Source organism: Streptomyces sp. NPDC055189 (assembly GCF_053606765.1).
The window spans coordinates 25,757-42,906 of the sequence record NZ_JBSGSG010000049.1; the positions used below are offsets into that span (position 1 = coordinate 25,757).

Consider the following 17,150-nt stretch of genomic DNA (forward strand, 5'->3'; position numbering starts at 1 on the left):
TTCGGCGGCGGTCGTCGTCGCATCCTGGGGAGCTGGGCATGAGCGTCACGAGTCGGTACAGAGAGGCCTGGGAGGGGTTCTGGCGGGAAGCCCCCGAGGAACCGGGGGCCGTCTTCTGGGACGCCGAACCCGCGCTCACCGTCGGCATCCATCTCGCCCTCTTCGAACCGCACATGACGGCCGCAGGCCTTCCCGTCGTGGACGTCGGCTGCGGCAACGGCACCCAGACCCGCTTCCTCGCCGACCGCTACCTGCGCGTCCTGGGCGTCGACCTGTCCGCCGCCGCGCTCGCGCACGCACGGCGCGCCGACCCGGCGGAACAGGTCGAGTTCCGGCAGGTCGACGCCGCGGAGAGATCCGAGGCCCAGCAACTGCACGCGGAACTGGGCGACGTGAACGTCTATATGCGCGGGGTGCTCCACCAGTGCGAACCCGCCGACCGCGGGCCGCTCGTCGAGGGCATCGCGGCGCTGGTCGGCGAGCGCGGACGAGCATTCGTCGTCGAGCTCGCCGAGGCCGCGGGTACGGTCCTGAAGGGTCTTGCCCAGCGCCCCGAGGGCCCGCCGCCGAAGCTGGCGCCGGTGTTCGCGCACGGCATCGCGCCGGGCGAGGTCGCGGACGCGGCGGTGCCGGAGTACCTCGCGGCGGCGGGGCTGACGATCATCGCCTCGGGTGAACTGCCGCTCATCACCACCGAGTTCACGCCCGACGGCACGCGGATCGAACTGCCGTCGAAGTGGCTCGTGGTGGGCCGGTGAACTCAAGTCCCGCCACACCGTCCGTACGCTGACGCGATGGGTCTCTTGGACGTGCCCTACGTGGCGCGCGACGGCACCCCGGCCGAGGGCGCCGACCTCAGCCCACCGCGGTGACGGGCCCCGGCGCCGTTCGCCGGTCGTCACCCCGCGACACCTCACCGGCCACCTCACGGGCGGTCCGCGCGAAGGTCTGCGTCGCCCCCGTGCCGTGGCCGGCCCGCCATACCAGGCCGTAGCGGACCGGCTCGGCGTCGGCGAAGGGGATGTACGCGACACCCGGCCTGGCGAAGTACGTCCCCGTGTGCGCGGGAGCGAGGAACGCGCCCCTGCCGCCCGCGACCAGCATCAGCGCCTCCTGCATGTTGGTCACCGACGGGCCGCGGGCGATCGGCATGCCGGACGGGGTGTGGGACGGGACGTGGTGCTCCAGCCAGTAGTCGGGCACCTCGCCCTCGATCGGCAGGAGCGGCACGTCGGCCAGATCATCCAGCGACACCGAGTCCCGTACGGCCAGCGGATGCGACGAGGCGATCGCGAGCACGCGCTCCTCCGTGAGCAGCTCGGGCCCGCCCCCCAGGTCCTCCTCGCGCACCGGGAACTCCGTGAGCTGCACGTCGAACTCGCCCTTGCGCAACTGCCCGTACGGATCGCCGAGGGGCACCTCGCAGATCTCCACCGCGAGCCCCGGATGGCTGACACGCAGTGCCTCCGTCGCCCGCATCACGAGCTCGCCCGCCAGCGGATTGGCGAAGCCGACGTGCAGCACACCGTCGATGCCGCGCGCGGTGGCCGCGGCCCGCTCCACGGCGGCGTCGATGGCCCGGTGGTGCGGTTCCAGATCGGCGCGGAGCTGGCGGCCGAGCGCGGTGAGGCCGACACGGCGGCTCGTGCGGACGAACAGCGGGGCGCCGACGCGGCGCTCGGTGCGCTGGATCAGCTGGCTCACCCTGGCCCGGGAGAGCCGCATGCGCTCGGCCGTCCGGCCGAAGTGCAGCTCCTCGGCGAGCAGCAGAAAGCACTCCAGTTCATCGCGTTCCATCGACGTCCCCCCGGGGCAGCTCGGATCGGTAAACCTGGTTGAACGAACGTTGCGCTCTTCGCCGTTGTTCCGTCACAGCGCCCTGATCGAGGGTGAGTGGGCCGGGAAATCCCCGGCGGTACCGGTCGATCGGCGGAGAGCTGACGTGAGTTCGAGTTCGCAGAGAGAATCATCAGCCGGGGCGCCGCGCGCCTCCCGGGTCGCCTTCGAGCCCCGCGAGTGGGGCGTCCTGCTCGTCCTGTGCGGCGCGATCTTCCTCGAAGGCATCGACGTGGCCATGCTCAACGTGGCGATGCCGTCCATCCGCGCCGACCTGGGCCTGTCCACCGGGTCCCTGCAGTGGGTCATGAGCGCCTACGTCCTCGGATACGGGGGCTTCATGCTGCTCGGCGGCCGGGCCGCCGACCTCTTCGGGCGCCGCCAGATGTTCGTCTTCTGGCTCTCCGTCTTCCTGGTCTTCTCCGGGCTGGGCGGCTTCGCCACCGATGGCTGGACGCTGATCGTCGCCCGCTTCGTCACCGGCGTCGCCGCGGCCTTCATGACCCCCGCGGGCCTCTCCATCATCACCACCGGTTTCGAGGAGGGCCCGCGCCGCAACAAGGCGCTGCTCTTCTACTCCGGCACCGCGGCGGGCGGCTTCTCGATCGGCCTGGTCGTCGGCGGTCTGCTCACCGCGTTCGGCTGGCGCTGGGTCTTCTTCGTGCCCGTCGTGCTCTCCGCCCTGATCCTTCTCGCCGCGCTCGCCTTCGTCCCCCGCTCCCCGCGCCCCGACCGCACCGGGCAGCGCGTCGACCTGCCGGGCGCCCTCACGGTCACCGCCGCGATCGTGCTGCTCGTCCTCGGCGTGGAGCGCGCGTCCCACGCGAGCGCCGCCGCCACGACCGGCACCCTCGCGGCGGGCTTCGCCCTGCTCGCCGTCTTCGTCGCCGTCGAGCGACGCTCGGCCTCGCCCCTCGTCCGCCTGGGAATCTTCCGCAGCGGCCCCCTGGTCCGCGCCAACCTCGCGGGTCTGTTCTTCGCGGGCGGCTTCTTCGGGTTCCAGTTCCTTGTCGTCCTCTACCTCCAGGAGCTGCGGAACTGGTCCACCCTCCAGACCAGCCTCGCGATGATCGTCATCGGGATCGACGCGGTCCTCTCGCCCACCGTCACGCCCCGGATCGTCGAGCGGCTCGGCAACGCCAGAGCGATCTTCGGCGGACTGCTGCTCGCCGCGCTCTCCTACGCGCTGTTCCTGCCGGTCGGCGCCGACTGGACGTACCTGGCGATGTTCCCGAGCCTGATCCTCCTCGGCGTCGCCTTCGCCCTCAGCTACGGACCGCTCACCATCGTCGCCACCGAGGGCGTCAAGGAGGAGGAGCAGGGCCTGGCCGGCGGGCTGCTCTACACCGCCTTCCAGTTCGGGGCCGCGCTCGGTCTCTCCGCGGCATCCGCCGTCAACGTCTGGGCCACCACGTCGAGTTCACCCGAAGCCCTCCTCGACGGCTACCACGCGGCCCTGTGGGTCCCGCTCGCGGCAGCTCTGCTCGCCGCCCTGATCAGCGCCTTCGGGCTCCGTTCGCGGCGGGGCACGGTGGCCGCGTCCGGCGCCGGGCCCGTCCGGAACGGGGACGCGGGGGCACGCGACGCGATGGCTGACGGATCTGGTCCAGGAGTGGGTGAACGCGTAGCGTGAGGCGGCATGAAGATCCTGATCAGCGCCGACATGGAGGGCGCCACGGGCGTGACCTGGCCGGCCGACGTGCTGCCCGGCACGCCGCAGTGGGAGAGGTGCCGTTCGATGTTCACCTCGGACGTGAACGCCGCCGTGCTCGGATTCTTCGACGGCGGAGCCGACGAGGTGCTCGTCAACGAGGCGCACTGGACCATGCGCAACCTCCTCCTGGAGGACCTCGACGAGCGGGCCGAGATGCTCACCGGGCGGCACAAGTCCCTCTCCATGGTCGAGGGCGTACAGCACGACGACGTGGACGGCATCGCCTTCATCGGCTACCACGCGGGCGCCGGCATGGAGGGTGTGCTCGCGCACACCTACCTCGCCAACTCGATCACCGGCGTGTGGGTCAACGGCGACCGGGCGAGCGAGGGGCTGCTCAACTCCCACGTCGTCGCCGAGTACGGAGTGCCCGTCGTCCTCGTCACCGGTGACGACCTGGCCTGCGACGACGCGCTCGGCTATGCGCCAGGCGCGCTGAAGGTCGCCGTCAAGGACCACGTGTCGCGCTACGCGGCGGTCTGCCGCACCCCGCGGCGGACCGCCGCGGACATCCGGGCCGCGGCGAAGGAGGCGGCGCCGCTCGCCGTGCGCCACGATCCGGTTCAAGGCGGCCCGTTCACCGTGGAGCTCGAATTCGACGCCGAGCACCTGTCCATGGCGTCCACCGTGGTGCCGGGCGTGCGGCGCACCGGCGAGCGGAAGATCGCGTACACCAGCGAAACCATGTACGAGGGCATTCGTACGTTCAAGGCGGTCACGACGATCGCGTCTGCGGCTGTGGAGGAACAATATGGCTGAGGAGCAGCCGGGGCATCAGGCCGCCGGACACGTCGACGAGCAGGCGCTCGACGAGGTCGTCCGGTTCACCTCCGATCTCATCCGCATCGACACCACGAACCGGGGCGGCGGCGACTGCCACGAGCGGCCCGCCGCCGAGTACGCCGCCGAGTGCCTCGCCGGAGCCGGGCTCGAACCTCGCCTCCTGGAGCGCACACCGGGGCGCACGAACGTCGTCGCGCGCATCGAGGGCACCGACCCCTCGGCCGACGCGCTGCTCCTGCACGGCCACCTGGACGTCGTTCCGGCCGAGGCCGCCGACTGGAGCGTGGACCCCTTCTCCGGGGAGATCCGCGACGGCGTCGTATGGGGCCGCGGCGCCGTCGACATGAAGAACATGGACGCGATGATCCTCTCCGTGGTGCGCGGCTGGGCGCGCCAGGGAGTGCGGCCCCGCCGCGACATCGTGATCGCGTTCACCGCCGACGAGGAGGCGAGCGCCGTCGACGGCTCCGGGTTCCTCGCCGACCAGCACGCCTCGCTCTTCGAGGGCTGCACGGAGGGGGTAAGCGAGTCCGGTGCCTTCACCTTCCACGACGGGCGCGGCAACCAGCTCTACGGCATCGCGGCGGGGGAGCGCGGCACCGGCTGGCTCACGCTGACCGCGCGCGGCAGGGCGGGCCACGGCTCGAAGGTGAACCACGAGAACGCCGTCACCAGGCTTTCGGCCGCGATCACCCGCATCGGGAGCCACCGCTGGCCGCTGCGTCTGACACCGACGGTCCGGGCGGCGCTGACCGAACTGGCCGCGCTGTACGGCCTGGACGCGGACCTGGACGCGCCCGGATTCGACGTGGACATGCTCCTGGAGAAGCTCGGCCCCGCCGCCTCCCTCGTCGAGGCCACCGTGCGCAACAGCGCCAACCCGACGATGCTGCAGGCCGGCTACAAGGTCAATGTGATCCCCGGCGAGGCCGTCGCCCACGTGGATGGCCGCTTTCTGCCCGGCGGCGAGGAAGAGTTCGCCGCCACCCTTGACCGGCTCACCGGAGTCGACGTCGACTGGGAGTTCCACCACCGCGAGGTGGCGCTGCAGGCGCCGGTCCACTCCTCGACGTACGCGAAGATGCGCGCGGCAGTCGAGGAGTTCGCGCCCGAGGGGCATGTCGTGCCGTACTGCATGTCCGGCGGCACGGACGCCAAGCAGTTCTCGCGACTCGGCATCACGGGCTACGGCTTCACGCCGCTGAAGACACCGGAGGGCTTCGACTACCAAGCGCTCTTCCACGGAGTCGACGAGCGCGTGCCGGTCGACGCGCTGCACTTCGGGGTCCGCGTCCTCGACCGCTATCTGAGAACGGCCTAGGGCACACAACCGATCATGGGGGAAGAGAAGGACATGATGGAGACCCAGGCTTACGGATCATGGCCGTCACCCATCGACGCGGCACTCGCCGCCGCCCACGACGGCTCCCCGGGCCACGTGGGCTTCGTCGGTGACGAGGCGTGGTGGACCGAGCCGAGGCCCGCCGAAGGCGGCAGGCGCGCCCTGGTCCGGCGGCGTCCTGACGGCGCGGAGGAGTCCGTGCTGCCCGAGCCGTGGAACGTGCGCAGCCGGGTCATGGAGTACGGGGGGCGTTCGTGGGCCGGGGCCGAGGGCCCTGACGGCCCCTTCGTGGTGTTCGCGAACTTCGCCGACCAGCGCCTGTACGCCTACGAGCCCGACACCGCGGGCGCCGCGCCGCGCCCGCTGACCCCGCTCTCCGGCGTGGGCGGCGGCCTGCGGTTCATCGATCCGTGCGTGCACCTGGACCGGGGCGAAGTCTGGTGCGTCATGGAAGAGTTCACCGGGGAGGCGTCCACCGACATACGGCGGGTCGCCGTCGCCGTCCCGCTCGACGGCTCGGCCGCCGACGACCGCTCGGCGGTGCGTGAACTCTCCGACGACCGGCACCGCTTTATCACCGGGCCCCGGCTCTCGCCGGACGGCGCCCGCGTGGCGTGGATCGCCTGGGACCACCCCCGGATGCCGTGGGACGGCACGGAACTCCTGGTCGCGACGGTCCGCGAGGACGGCACGTTCGCCGCGCCGCGGGTCATCGCCGGCGGCTCCGAGGAGTCCGTCGCGCAGGTGGAGTGGGCGCACGACGGACGGCTCCTCTACGTCAGCGACCGCACGGGCTGGTGGAACCTCTACCGCACGGACCCGGCGGACGGCGGGAACGGAGCGCCGGTCTGTCCGCGCGACGAGGAGTTCGGCGGACCCCTGTGGCAGCTCGGCTCCGGCTGGTTCGCGCCCCTGGACAGCGGCCTGGTCGCCGTCGTGCACGGCAAGGGCGCCACCGCGCTCGGCGTGCTCGACCCGGAGACCGGCGAGGTCGTCGACGCGGCGGGCCCCTGGACGGAGTGGTCGGCGACCGTCGCGGTCAACGGCAGCCGCGCCGTCGGCGTCGCGGCCAGCCCCCGCAGCGCGTACGAGGTCGTGGAGCTGGACACCAGCACAGGGCGCGCCCGGGTGATCGGCGCCGCGCACGACGACCCGGTGGACACCGCCTACTACCCCGAGCCGCGCATCCGCACCTTCAGCGGCCCGGCGGGCCGCGAGATCCACGCGCACGTCTACCCGCCGCACCACCCGACCCGCGTCGCCCCCGACGACGAACTCCCGCCGTACGTCGTGTGGGTGCACGGCGGCCCCACCAGCCGCTCCCCGCTCGTGCTCGACCTGGAGATCGCCTATTTCACCTCGCGCGGCATCGGTGTCGCCGAGGTCAACTACGGCGGCTCGACGGGCTACGGCCGCGCGTACCGCAACCGCCTGCGCGAGCAGTGGGGCATCGTCGACGTCGAGGACTGCGCGGCCGTCGCGCTCGCGCTGGCCGACGAGGGCACCGCCGACCGCGACCGCCTGGCGATCCGGGGCGGCAGCGCGGGCGGCTGGACCACGGCGGCCTCGCTGACCACGACGGACGTGTACGCCTGCGGCACGATCATCTACCCCGTCCTCGACCTCACGGAGTGGGCCGCGGGCGGGACCCACGACTTCGAGTCGCGGTACCTGGACTCGATGATCGGGCCGTTCGACGAGGTGCCCACGCGGTACGTGGAGCGCTCGCCCGCGGAACACGCCGACCGGGTGAGCGTGCCCTTCCTGCTGCTCCAGGGCCTGGACGACGTGATCTGCCCGCCCGAGCAGGCCGAGCGGTTCGTCTCCGAGCTGGAGGGGCGGGACGTGCCGTACGCCTACATCGCCTTCGAGGGCGAGGGGCACGGCTTCCGCCGCGTGGACACGCTGATCCGCGCCCTGGAGGCCGAACTCTCCCTGTACGCCCAAGTGTTCGGCCTGGATCTGGCCGGTACCACTCCCGTCCTGGAGCTCTCCAAGTGAACCCTCTGAAGCGTCCCGCGCGGCTGGTCCCCGGCGCGCGGGTCGCCGTCGTCGCGCCCAGTGGCCCCATCCCCGAGGAGCGGCTCCAGGCGGGCCTCGACATCCTGCGCGGCTGGGACCTCGAACCGGTCGTCGCCCCGCACGTCCTGGACCGGCATCCGCGCTTCGACTACCTCGCGGGCACTGACGCGGACCGCGCCCGCGACCTCCAGGAGGCGTGGTGCGACCCTTCCGTCTCCGCCGTGCTCTGCGCGCGCGGCGGCTACGGCGCACTGCGGATGGTGGAGCTGCTCGACTGGACGGCGATGCGGGCGGCAGGCCCCAAGGTGTTCGTCGGCTACAGCGACATCACCACCCTGCACGAGGCGTTCGCGGCGCGGCTCGGCCTGGTCACGCTGCACGGCCCGATGGTCGCCGCCATGGACTTCCTCAAGAACGCCCGTGCGCAGGAGCACCTGAGGGCCACGCTCCTCGCACCGGAGCAGGTCCAGGTGATCGCCTCGGGCGGGACCGCGCTCGTGCCGGGCCGCGCGCGGGGCGTCACGCTCGGCGGCTGCCTCTGCCTGCTCGCCTCTGACCTCGGCGCCCCCGGGGCGCGCACGTCGGCGGGGGGCGGGCTGCTCTGCCTGGAGGACATCGGCGAGGAGAACTACCGCCTGGACCGCTACCTCACGCAACTCGCGCGCGCGGGCTGGCTGGAGGGGGTGCGCGGGGTCGTGCTCGGCTCGTGGGCGGACTGCGATCCGTACGACTCGGTGCGGACCATGCTGCTCGACCGGCTCGGCGGGCTCGGGGTGCCGGTCGTCGAGGAGTTCGGATTCGGGCACTGCGACGGGGCGCTGACGGTTCCGTTCGGAGCGGCGGGAGAACTGGACGCGGACGCGGCGACGTTGACGCTCGACGTGCCCGCGCTGGCCTGAGAACCGCCCCGTCACGGCGGGGCGCTCTCCTCGCTGGATCTCCGTACTGAATCTCCGTCAATTTCTGCCGAGAAACTCCTGTCACGAGCGTTGACCCACACCTGACACGTGTCACAACATGACCCTGGCCGGTTACTTACCGGTCGGTAGTCGGCTGTCCTCAGCGTGGAGGTCTCGTGTCCCGTCGTACCGCATCCCGTCGTGCCGTCCCCCGGGCCCGCGCCCCGCTCGCCCTCGCCATGGGCGCCGCCCTCGCCGCACCCCTGGCGATCGCGGCACCCGCGCCCGCGAGTGCCACCGGTCAGTACACGGTCACCGCGCTGAAGTTCACGGTCGACGCGGGCGGCAGGAAATGCACCATCGACGCCGACCTCTACCGCCCCGCCGGGGTGGACGCCGCGCACCCCGCCCCCGCCGTCCTGACCACCAACGGCTTCGGCGGCAGCAAGTCGGACGGCGGAACGGCGGCCACCGGCAAGGCCTTCGCCGAGCGCGGCTACGTCGGGCTCGTCTACTCCGGTCTCGGCTTCGGCAAGTCCGGCTGTCTGATCTCCCTCGACGACCCGAAGACCGACGGCAAGGCGGCGTCCGGGCTAGTCGACTTCCTCGCGGGCAAGCGCGCGGCCGACGACGGCACGACGATCGACTACGTCACCAAGGACGCCGGGTCCGACCCCCGCGTCGGCATGATCGGCGGTTCGTACGGCGGGGCGATCCAGCTGGCGACGGCCGCCGTGGACCGCCGGGTCGACGCCCTCGTACCGATGATCACCTGGAACGACCTGAGCTACTCGCTCGACCCGAACAACGCCGCCGACCGCAGCGTCCCCGGCGCCTCCAAGTGGCAGTGGATGAACGGCTTCTACCTCATCGGCGAGGGCCAGCCGCTCCTCGAACCGAGCCTCGACCCCTCCCGCATCAACTCCCTCACCTGCCTGCACTTCGTCACCAAGGCCTGCGAGACGATCCGCACGCTCAATTCCGGCCGCTATCCCGCCGACAAGACCCGGGCCCTCCAGGAGTACGCGCGCGGCGTCTCGCCCGTCTCGTACCTGCCGAAGGTCAAGACGCCGACGCTCCTCATCCAGGGCCAGGTCGACAGCCTCTTCAACCTCAGCGAGGCGCAGGCGACGTACGAGACGCTCAAGGCGCAGGGCACCACGACGAAGATGATCTGGCAGTCGGCGGGCCACAGCGGCGGGCTCTCCGACCCGGCGTCCGGTGAACTCAACATCTCCGAGGGCAACCTGGAGACGAGCTACGTCGGCAAGCGCGTCCTGTCGTGGTTCGACCGCTACCTGAGGAAGAACAAGGGCGCCGACACCGGGCCCGCCTTCGCCTACCACCAGGACTGGGTCCCCGCCGACAGCGGACCGAACGGCTCCTACGCCACCGCCGCGAACGTGCCCGCCCTGAGCCAGAAGCTGTACCTGTCCGGCGACGGCAAGCTCGTCGACAACCGCAAGAAGGTCGCGCGCGGCAGCCGCGAGTACCGCAACTGGCTGATCCCCACGAGCCACTCCGAGAGCTCCCTGGCCGGACTCATCGGCCTGCCCGACCCCGCGCCGCACGACACGAAGGGCACCTACCTCGACTGGACGACCGAGCCGCTGAGCGCCCCGGTGGACGTCGTCGGCTCCGCGAAGGCCACCCTCAAGGTCGTCTCGCCCCGGACCGAGAAGGTGCAGAACTCCGGCGACGCGGCCGACAAGCTGGTCCTCTTCGCCAAGCTGTACGACGTGGCGCCCGACGGCAAGAAGACGCTCGTGCACCGGCTCGTGTCGCCCGTGCGCGTGCCGGACGTGACGAAGCCGTTCACCGTGTCGCTGCCGGGGATCGTGCACCGGTACGAGGCGGGGCACAAGCTGCGGTTCGTGGTGGCGGCGAGCGACGACGCCTACGGGGGCAACAGGGGCGTGAAGCCGGTGACCGTCACCAGCGCTCCTGGCGACACCGGAGTGCTCCGGCTCCCTGTCGTGCGCTGACTCTCCCCGGACTCCCGGACTCACCCGTACGGCCCACACCTCCACCCGGCAGGGGCATCCACCGCGCGCGAACCCGGCCCAGCTGCCCATGCTGGTCACCGGGGGAGGCCGGTCGAAGCTCCGACGGAAGGTCCACGTATGAGTCCCAACACCTCCTCGGGCGGTTCCAAGGGCGGCTCGGGCGGAGCCAAGGGCTTCCTGACGCCCGGCAGGATCGTCGTCGCCGTGCTCGCCGTCCTCACCCTGATCTTCATCTTCGAGAACACCCGCCACACCAAGATCAGACTGCTGATCCCCGAGGTGACCATGCCGCTGTGGGTGGCGCTGCTCGGCACCGGCCTGATCGGCGCGCTGTGCGGGGCCTACTTCGTCCGGCGGCGCAAGTGAGGACGCGCGGGTGACGCCGGGGCCCGTCCCGGCAGCGGTTAGCGTGGCCTGATGTCCGACAGAACCCCGCGTCTCGCCGAGGGACCCCACGCAGTCATACGTCCCTACACCTACGCCGACGGCCCCGAGTTCACCGCACGCGCGCGGGAGAGCCGCGAGCTGCACACCCCCTGGCTCTTCCCGCCCACCACGGACAAGGCGTACGCGGAGTACGCGGGCGCGCTGATCGAGGGCCGGGGCAGGATCGGGTTCCTGGTCTGCGAGCGGGCTCGTGAGCACGCGGCCGGTGGCGCCATCGCCGGGTTCATCAACATCAACAACATCGTCGAGGGCGCCTTCCTGTGCGGAGCACTGGGATACGGCGCCTTCGCGCACGCCGCGGGGCGCGGCCTGATGAGCGAGGGGCTCGGGCTCGTCACGCGGTACGCCTTCGACGTCCTGAAGCTGCACCGTCTGGAGATCAACGTCCAGCCGGGCAACACCGCCTCGATCGCGCTCGCCCGCCGCTGCGGCTACCGCCTCGAGGGTTTCTCCCCGGACTTCCTCTACATCGACGGGGCCTGGCGCGACCACGAACGATGGGCGCTGACCGCCACGGAGTAGCGGCGCCGCTCGGAGGTGCCGCGCGCCTTTGCGCAATCCTGACCGGGATAGCCCCTGGTCGGCACGGCGTCGACCGTGTTCCATGGTGATCGTGACGACCACCGTGCGACGTGACGTACTGACGCTGCCCGCCGCCCCGTTGGGCCCCGAGAACCCCCTGCCGCCCCTGCGGCCACTGCGCGAAGTGCACACCCTGGACGAGCGCGGCAGAGAGGGACTGCCACGCGACATGGCGCGGCAGCTGGGATACGAGCCGCTGCGCGGCGTCCTGCCCACACGCATGCTCGACGGATACGGACGCGAGCGGACCGACACGGCGATCGACACGCTGGTCATCGAGAACGACCGGCTGCGCGCCACCGTCCTGCCCGGCTTCGGCGGCCGCGTGCACTCCCTCTTCCACAAGCCCACCGGCCGCGAACTCCTCTACCGCAACCCGGTGTTGCAGCCCGCCGCCTTCGCGCTCAACGGCGCCTGGTTCTCCGGCGGCATCGAATGGAACATCGGCGCCACCGGCCATACGACCCTGTCCTGCGCCCCGCTGCACGCGGCGCGCGTGACGGCGCCCGACGGCGGCGAGATGCTGCGCCTGTGGGAGTGGGAGCGGCTGCGGGACGTGCCGTTCCAGGTGGACCTGTGGCTGCCCGATGACTCCGACTTCCTGCACGTGGGGGTGCGGATCCGCAACCCGCACGAGAAGGCGGTGCCGGTCTACTGGTGGTCCAACATCGCGGTGCCGCAGGAGCGCCGGATCATCGCCCCGGCCGACGAGGCCTGGCACTTCGGGTACTCGGGCGGTCTGAGCAAGGTGCCGGTGCCGGAGACCGACGGGATGGACCGGACGTATCCGCCGCGCAGCGAGTACGCCGCCGACTACTTCTACGACGTACCGGACCGGGCACGGCGCTGGATAGCCGCGCTCGACGACGACGGGTACGGCCTCGTCCAGACGTCGACCGACCTCCTTCGCGGCCGCAAGCTCTTCGTGTGGGGTTCCGGCACGGGCGGGCAGCGCTGGCAGGAGTGGCTGACGGAGCCCGGCACCGGCGGGTACGCGGAGATCCAGGCGGGCCTCGCGCGGACCCAGCTGGAGCACGTACGCCTGGACGCCGAAGCCGAGTTCGCGTGGCTGGAGTCGTACGGGCCGCTGTCGGCGGAGCCGGGTCCCGTGCACGGCGGTGACTGGCGGGCCGCCCGTGACGAGGTGCAGGCCCGGCTCGCGGACGCGCTGCCGCGGGTCGCCGTGGAGGAGGCGTACGACGCGTGGCGGCCGTGTGCCGACAACGAACCGGGGGAGGTGCTCGCCACCGGGTCCGGGTGGGGTGCGCTCGAAGTCCTGCGCGCCGCCTACAAGTTGCCGGGCACGCCCTTCGCCGAGTCCACGCTGGGTCCCGAACAGGAGCCGTGGCTCGAGCTGTTGCACTCCGGAGCGGTGCCGGAGCCACGGCGGGTCGCGCCGCCGGGTCCGACCCTGGTGGCTCCGCACTGGCGGGACATGCTGGAGACGGCGCCCGCGCGGCCGGTCGCCGAGTACCACCTGGGTGTCGCGCAGTGGCACGCGGGTGACCGGGCGCAGGCGGTGCGCAGCTGGGAGCGCGGCCTCGGACTCGCCCCCTCGCGCTGGCCGTTGCTGCGGTGCCTGGCGGTCGCCGACCAGGACGCGGGCCACATCGAGCGCGCCGCCGACCGGTACGCGGAAGCCTTCGACGACCTGTGCCAGGAGCGGCGCGACGACGGTGTCCTGTGGACGTCGGCCAGTGCGGCCCTCGGCAGGGAGGCGATAGCCGTCCTCCTCGCGGCCGGACGGCAGGAGGCGGCGCGCGGCGTGTGGGAGCGCCTGCGGCCGGCCACGCGCGCGGAGGGCCGCTTCCGCCTCGTGGAGGTCCAACTGCTCCTCGCGGAGGGGGAGCGGGACGCGGCCCGTGCGGTCTTCGACGAGGGCTTCGAGGTGGCCGACCTGCGCGAGGGCGCCGAGGTGCTCGGCGAGCTGTGGCGCGCCACGACCGACGAGGAACTGCCCGCCCGGTACGACTACCGGATGCGGCCGGCGGCTTCGCGGGAGTGAGGTACCCGGGGGGCGGGGCAGCCGCCCCCCGGGAGTGCCGGGCGTGCCAGGAGACCGGCTACGCCAGCTCGCCGTTCCTGGCCACGACACGGCCGCCGTGCACGACCATGTCCCGCTGCGGCATGTCCACCAGGGCCTGCTGGACGTTCTCGCCGCGTACGAGGATGAAGTCGGCGGGGGCGCCGGGCTTCAGGTCCGCGTGGTCCAGGCCCATCACGTCGGCGCCGCCGTGCGCGCCCACGTCGTAGCAGTCGGCCAGTTCCTCGTCGAGGCGGACGTCGGTGACCCAGCCCAGGATGTGCGCGCGGTGCAGCATGTCGGCGTTGCCGAACGGGCTCCACGCGTCGCGGACCCCGTCCGAGCCGAGCCCGACCCGCACGCCGTGCTCGCGCAGCTTCGCGATCGGCAGGACGAGCGACTCGTTCGGCGCGACCGTCGTCAGGGAGATGTCCTGCTCGCCCAGGTCGGCCGCCATCTTGCCCAGGTCGCCGTCGGACAGGTTCGGCAGGCAGAAGACGTGGCTGACGGTGACCTTGCCGCGCAGGGAGAGCGCCTTGGTGCGCTCGATGATCGCCCGCAGGACCTTGGTGCCCTTCTCGTCACGGTCGTGCAGGTGGATGTCCACGCCGACACCGTGGCGGTCCGCGAGGCCGAAGACCAGGTCGAGCTGTTCGTCCATGGCGTTGTCGAAGCTGATCGGGTCGATGCCGCCGACCAGGTCGATGGCGCCGGAACGGGCCGCCTCCTCAAGGAGCTCCGCCGTGCCAGGGGTCCGGATCACGCCGTGCTGCGGGAAGGCCACGACCTGTACGTCGAGTGCGTGCCCGAGGCGCTTACGGGCCTCGTTCACGCCCTCGACCCCGGCCAGGTCGTAGGCGGGCGCCACGTCCACGTGGGCGCGCATCGCGCGGGTGCCGCGGGTCACGGCGTGCGACATCAGGCCGTACGCGCGCTCGCCGACCGGGCGCGGCTGGCTCTTGAAGATCTCCACGTCCTGCTCGCAGTAGTCGGCGATACCGCTTGCCGGCTTCCGCGTCACCCAGGAGCTGCCCCAGGTGGTCTTGTCCGGGTGGATGTGGGCGTCCACGAGCGAGGGCAGGGCGACGCGGCCACCGCCGTCGATCACCTTGGCGCCCTTGGGCGCCGGGCCGTCCGTGATCCGGCCGTCGACCACCGTGAGGTCCACGGGGGTCTTCGCGCCGAAGGGGCGGACGTTGCGGAAGACCACGGCCTTGGGGTGCTTGCCGTCGCCGCCGCGGGAAGCGGCGGCGGCCGGAGTCGCGGCCGAAAGGGCGGCTCCGGTGCCCGCGATGGCGGCGGCACCGGCGAGTATGCCGCGACGGGAGAGAGGCGTCATGGGGGTCTCCTTCAGGGGTGGGGGACTCGGTGACTCGGCGGGATTCAGAGCGCGATGCCCGAACGGACCACGCGTACGGGCTTCTTGAGGACCGTCACGTCGGACAGCGGATCGCCGTCCACGAGGAGCACGTCACCGGCGAAGCCGCGCGCGAGCCGGCCCGCCGTGCGCTCCAGGCCGAGCAGCCTGGCGGCACCGGTGGTGGCCGTGCGGATCGCGTCGAGCGCGGAGAGCCCCGCCGCGCGCATCAGCTCCACCTCGCGGCCGATGGGCTTGATCTTCCCGCCGGAGGAGTCCGTGCCCGCCGCGAGCGGCACCCCCATCTCGTGCGCGGCGAGCACGGCCCGCTTCAGGACCGGCAGGTACTGACGGCCGCGCTCCGCGAGCACCGGGTCCGACGACTCGGCGAGACCGGCGATGGCGGTGAGGGTCGGCGTGAAGTACGTGCCCCTGCGCCGCATCTCGTGCAGCGTGTGCTCGCCGACGAAGGCGCCGTGCTCCAGGGAGCGGATGCCCGCCATGACGGCGTCGTGGCAGCCCTTCTCGCTGTAGCTGTGGCAGAGCACGCCCTTGCCGCCGCGCCGGGCCGCCGCGACCACGGCGGACAGCTGCTCGCGGTCGTACACCTGGGCCAGCGGGTCCTGCTCGGGCAGCCCCGCCCGCTCGTTGACCCTGGTCTTGATGACGTCGGCCCCACGGGCGAGGTTGACCTCGACGACGCGGCGCAGCGCCTCGGGCGAGCGCACGCCGTCCCGCAGCCTGGCCAGCGGGGTCAGCTCCGGGTCGGCGAGGATCGTGTCGCCGAGGTCGGGCGTCACGAAGATGCCCGCGGCCCGCAGGCGGGGCGCCTGCTTCGGTGCCTCGCGGGCCAGCTCCCGTACGGCGATGTCCTGGTAGAAGTTGGTCGAGCCGCTGCGGGCGCTGGTCGCGCCGAGCAGCACCGCGTCGCGCGCCTCGGCGGCGGTGTTGAGGTGGATGTGCGCCTCGACGAGCCCCGGCAGGATCCAGCGCCCGTGCGCCTGGAGCACCTCGGCGCCTTCGGGCACCCCGGTCCGGCCGCGCCTGCCCGCCGAGCGGACCACGCCGTCCGCGATGACGACCACCGCGTCCTCGGTCACCTCGCCGGTCGCCGGGTCGAGGAGGGTGCCGCCCTCGACGACCAGATCGCCGCCGGTCCGCCGCCCCTCGCGTGCGGGGGTGCTCGCGCTCGCCCGGGGCGCTGCGGCGGTCAGCGCGGCCGTGGTCCCGGCGAGCGCCGCCGCACCGGCGAGGACGCCGCGCCGGGTGAGCCGTGAGGAGGGCGGAGGGATGGACTCGACGCACATGGGGCTGCTCCAGGACGGGTTGTGGAGGGAACGCGTCCGCAGTTTGTATACCAAGCCGGAGTGGCCCGCAAGGAGTGGCGGGTAAATGTACAGGTATGGGCGAGCTGGAGCTCGCAGGGGTGACCGACATGAGGGGCTTGGTATACAGAGCGCTTAAGAGTCGTTTTCCTCGAAAAGCGCCCGCAATGCCACCGCCTGGCTGTCCCGCACATGCAGCAGCGTGCTCGCGGCCGCCGTCTCCTCGTCGCCCGAAGCGATATGGCGGTAGATGAGGTCGTGCTGGGCCCGCATGTGGTCCGGCTCGGCGCGCATGCCGAACAGGAGCTGGAGCTGCCAGCTCAGCTGCTCCATCGTGCGGGCGAGCAGAGGGTTGCCGGAGAGGGCCACGATGCCGTCGTGGAACGCCGTATGTGCGGCGACCTCGCGCGGCCCGTCGTCCACGTCCGACGCCCGCTCGGCCTGGCCGAGCGTGGCGCGCAGCGCGGCCAGCTCAGGCGGCTCGTCCGGCGCGCTCGCCGCCACCCGGCGCGCGGAGAGCCGGGACGCCTGGACGGCGAGCGGCTCCCACACCTCGTACAGGTGCCGTACGTCGGACCGCTCCAGGCGGCGCACCCGCACCCCGCTGTGCGGCAGGAGTTCGAGGAGGCCCTCGGCGACCAGCGCGCGCAGCGCCTCCCGCACCGGGACCCGCGACATCCGCAGCTCCTCGGCGACCTCGCGCTCCACCAGCCGCGAGCCCAGCGGATAGCGGCGGTCCACGATGCGCCGCCGGACGGCCTCGCGCGCCTGAGCGCTCATCGAGACCCGTTCCGTACCGTCCGCCGTACTGCCC

14 protein-coding genes are annotated in these 17,150 nt (G+C 72.3%); 10 read left to right on the top strand and 4 right to left on the bottom strand.

The features are described from left to right. Positions 1-38 precede the first annotated feature (38 nt). Positions 39-758, top strand: coding sequence for a class I SAM-dependent methyltransferase (locus ACWFR3_RS28725; RefSeq protein ID WP_453737547.1), 720 nt, complete (start codon positions 39-41; stop codon positions 756-758). Between the two features lie 97 nt (positions 759-855). Here the strand turns inward: ACWFR3_RS28725 and ACWFR3_RS28730 are convergent, their stop codons facing one another. Then, complete coding sequence (locus ACWFR3_RS28730; RefSeq protein ID WP_453737548.1) at positions 856-1,797, bottom strand: LysR family transcriptional regulator; 942 nt, start codon at positions 1,795-1,797, stop codon at positions 856-858. Between the two features lie 145 nt (positions 1,798-1,942). On the opposite strand from ACWFR3_RS28730, the gene ACWFR3_RS28735 reads away from it, so the two are divergent. The 9 genes from ACWFR3_RS28735 to ACWFR3_RS28775 all read left to right on the top strand — a co-directional run bounded on the left by ACWFR3_RS28735 (position 1,943) and on the right by ACWFR3_RS28775 (position 13,636). Further along, positions 1,943-3,469 (top strand): MFS transporter, encoded by a 1,527-nt coding sequence (locus ACWFR3_RS28735; protein ID WP_453737549.1) that lies wholly within the window; start codon positions 1,943-1,945, stop codon positions 3,467-3,469. Between the two features lie 6 nt (positions 3,470-3,475). Next, positions 3,476-4,309, top strand: coding sequence for a M55 family metallopeptidase (locus ACWFR3_RS28740; RefSeq protein ID WP_453737550.1), 834 nt, complete (start codon positions 3,476-3,478; stop codon positions 4,307-4,309). Continuing rightward, positions 4,302-5,654 carry a M20/M25/M40 family metallo-hydrolase gene (locus ACWFR3_RS28745; RefSeq protein ID WP_453737551.1) on the top strand — a complete coding sequence of 451 codons (1,353 nt, stop codon included), beginning with the start codon at positions 4,302-4,304 and terminating at the stop codon, positions 5,652-5,654. The genes ACWFR3_RS28740 and ACWFR3_RS28745 overlap by 8 nt, the downstream gene beginning before the upstream one ends. A gap of 36 nt (positions 5,655-5,690) precedes the next feature. Then, positions 5,691-7,676, top strand: coding sequence for a prolyl oligopeptidase family serine peptidase (locus tag ACWFR3_RS28750; RefSeq protein ID WP_453737579.1), 1,986 nt, complete (start codon positions 5,691-5,693; stop codon positions 7,674-7,676). Next, entirely contained in the window at positions 7,673-8,596 is a 924-nt protein-coding gene (locus tag ACWFR3_RS28755) for a S66 peptidase family protein (RefSeq protein WP_453737552.1), read from the top strand. Before ACWFR3_RS28750 ends, ACWFR3_RS28755 begins: the two co-directional genes overlap by 4 nt. Positions 8,597-8,835: 239 nt before the next feature. Beyond that, positions 8,836-10,581, top strand: a complete 1,746-nt coding sequence (locus tag ACWFR3_RS28760; RefSeq protein WP_453737580.1) for a CocE/NonD family hydrolase — start codon at positions 8,836-8,838, stop codon at positions 10,579-10,581. A 138-nt stretch (positions 10,582-10,719) separates the two neighbouring features. Further along, positions 10,720-10,968 (top strand): DUF1049 domain-containing protein, encoded by a 249-nt coding sequence (locus tag ACWFR3_RS28765; RefSeq protein ID WP_453737553.1) that lies wholly within the window; start codon positions 10,720-10,722, stop codon positions 10,966-10,968. Positions 10,969-11,019: 51 nt separating this feature from the next. After that, positions 11,020-11,571, top strand: a complete 552-nt coding sequence (locus tag ACWFR3_RS28770) for a GNAT family N-acetyltransferase (RefSeq protein ID WP_453737554.1) — start codon at positions 11,020-11,022, stop codon at positions 11,569-11,571. Positions 11,572-11,653: 82 nt separating this feature from the next. After that, positions 11,654-13,636, top strand: coding sequence for a DUF5107 domain-containing protein (locus ACWFR3_RS28775; protein WP_453737555.1), 1,983 nt, complete (start codon positions 11,654-11,656; stop codon positions 13,634-13,636). 58 nt (positions 13,637-13,694) lie between these two features. On the opposite strand, the gene ACWFR3_RS28780 is transcribed toward ACWFR3_RS28775, so the two are convergent. The 3 genes from ACWFR3_RS28780 to ACWFR3_RS28790 all read right to left on the bottom strand — a co-directional run bounded on the left by ACWFR3_RS28780 (position 13,695) and on the right by ACWFR3_RS28790 (position 17,116). Next, entirely contained in the window at positions 13,695-14,993 is a 1,299-nt protein-coding gene (locus tag ACWFR3_RS28780; RefSeq protein ID WP_453737556.1) for an amidohydrolase family protein, read from the bottom strand. 44 nt (positions 14,994-15,037) lie between these two features. After that, positions 15,038-16,318, bottom strand: coding sequence for an amidohydrolase family protein (locus ACWFR3_RS28785; protein ID WP_453737557.1), 1,281 nt, complete (start codon positions 16,316-16,318; stop codon positions 15,038-15,040). A 153-nt stretch (positions 16,319-16,471) separates the two neighbouring features. Then, the gene (locus ACWFR3_RS28790; protein ID WP_453737558.1) at positions 16,472-17,116 is read right to left on the bottom strand and encodes a GntR family transcriptional regulator; all 645 of its coding nucleotides are present in this window, start codon (positions 17,114-17,116) and stop codon (positions 16,472-16,474) included. Between the last annotated feature and the right edge of the window lie 34 nt (positions 17,117-17,150).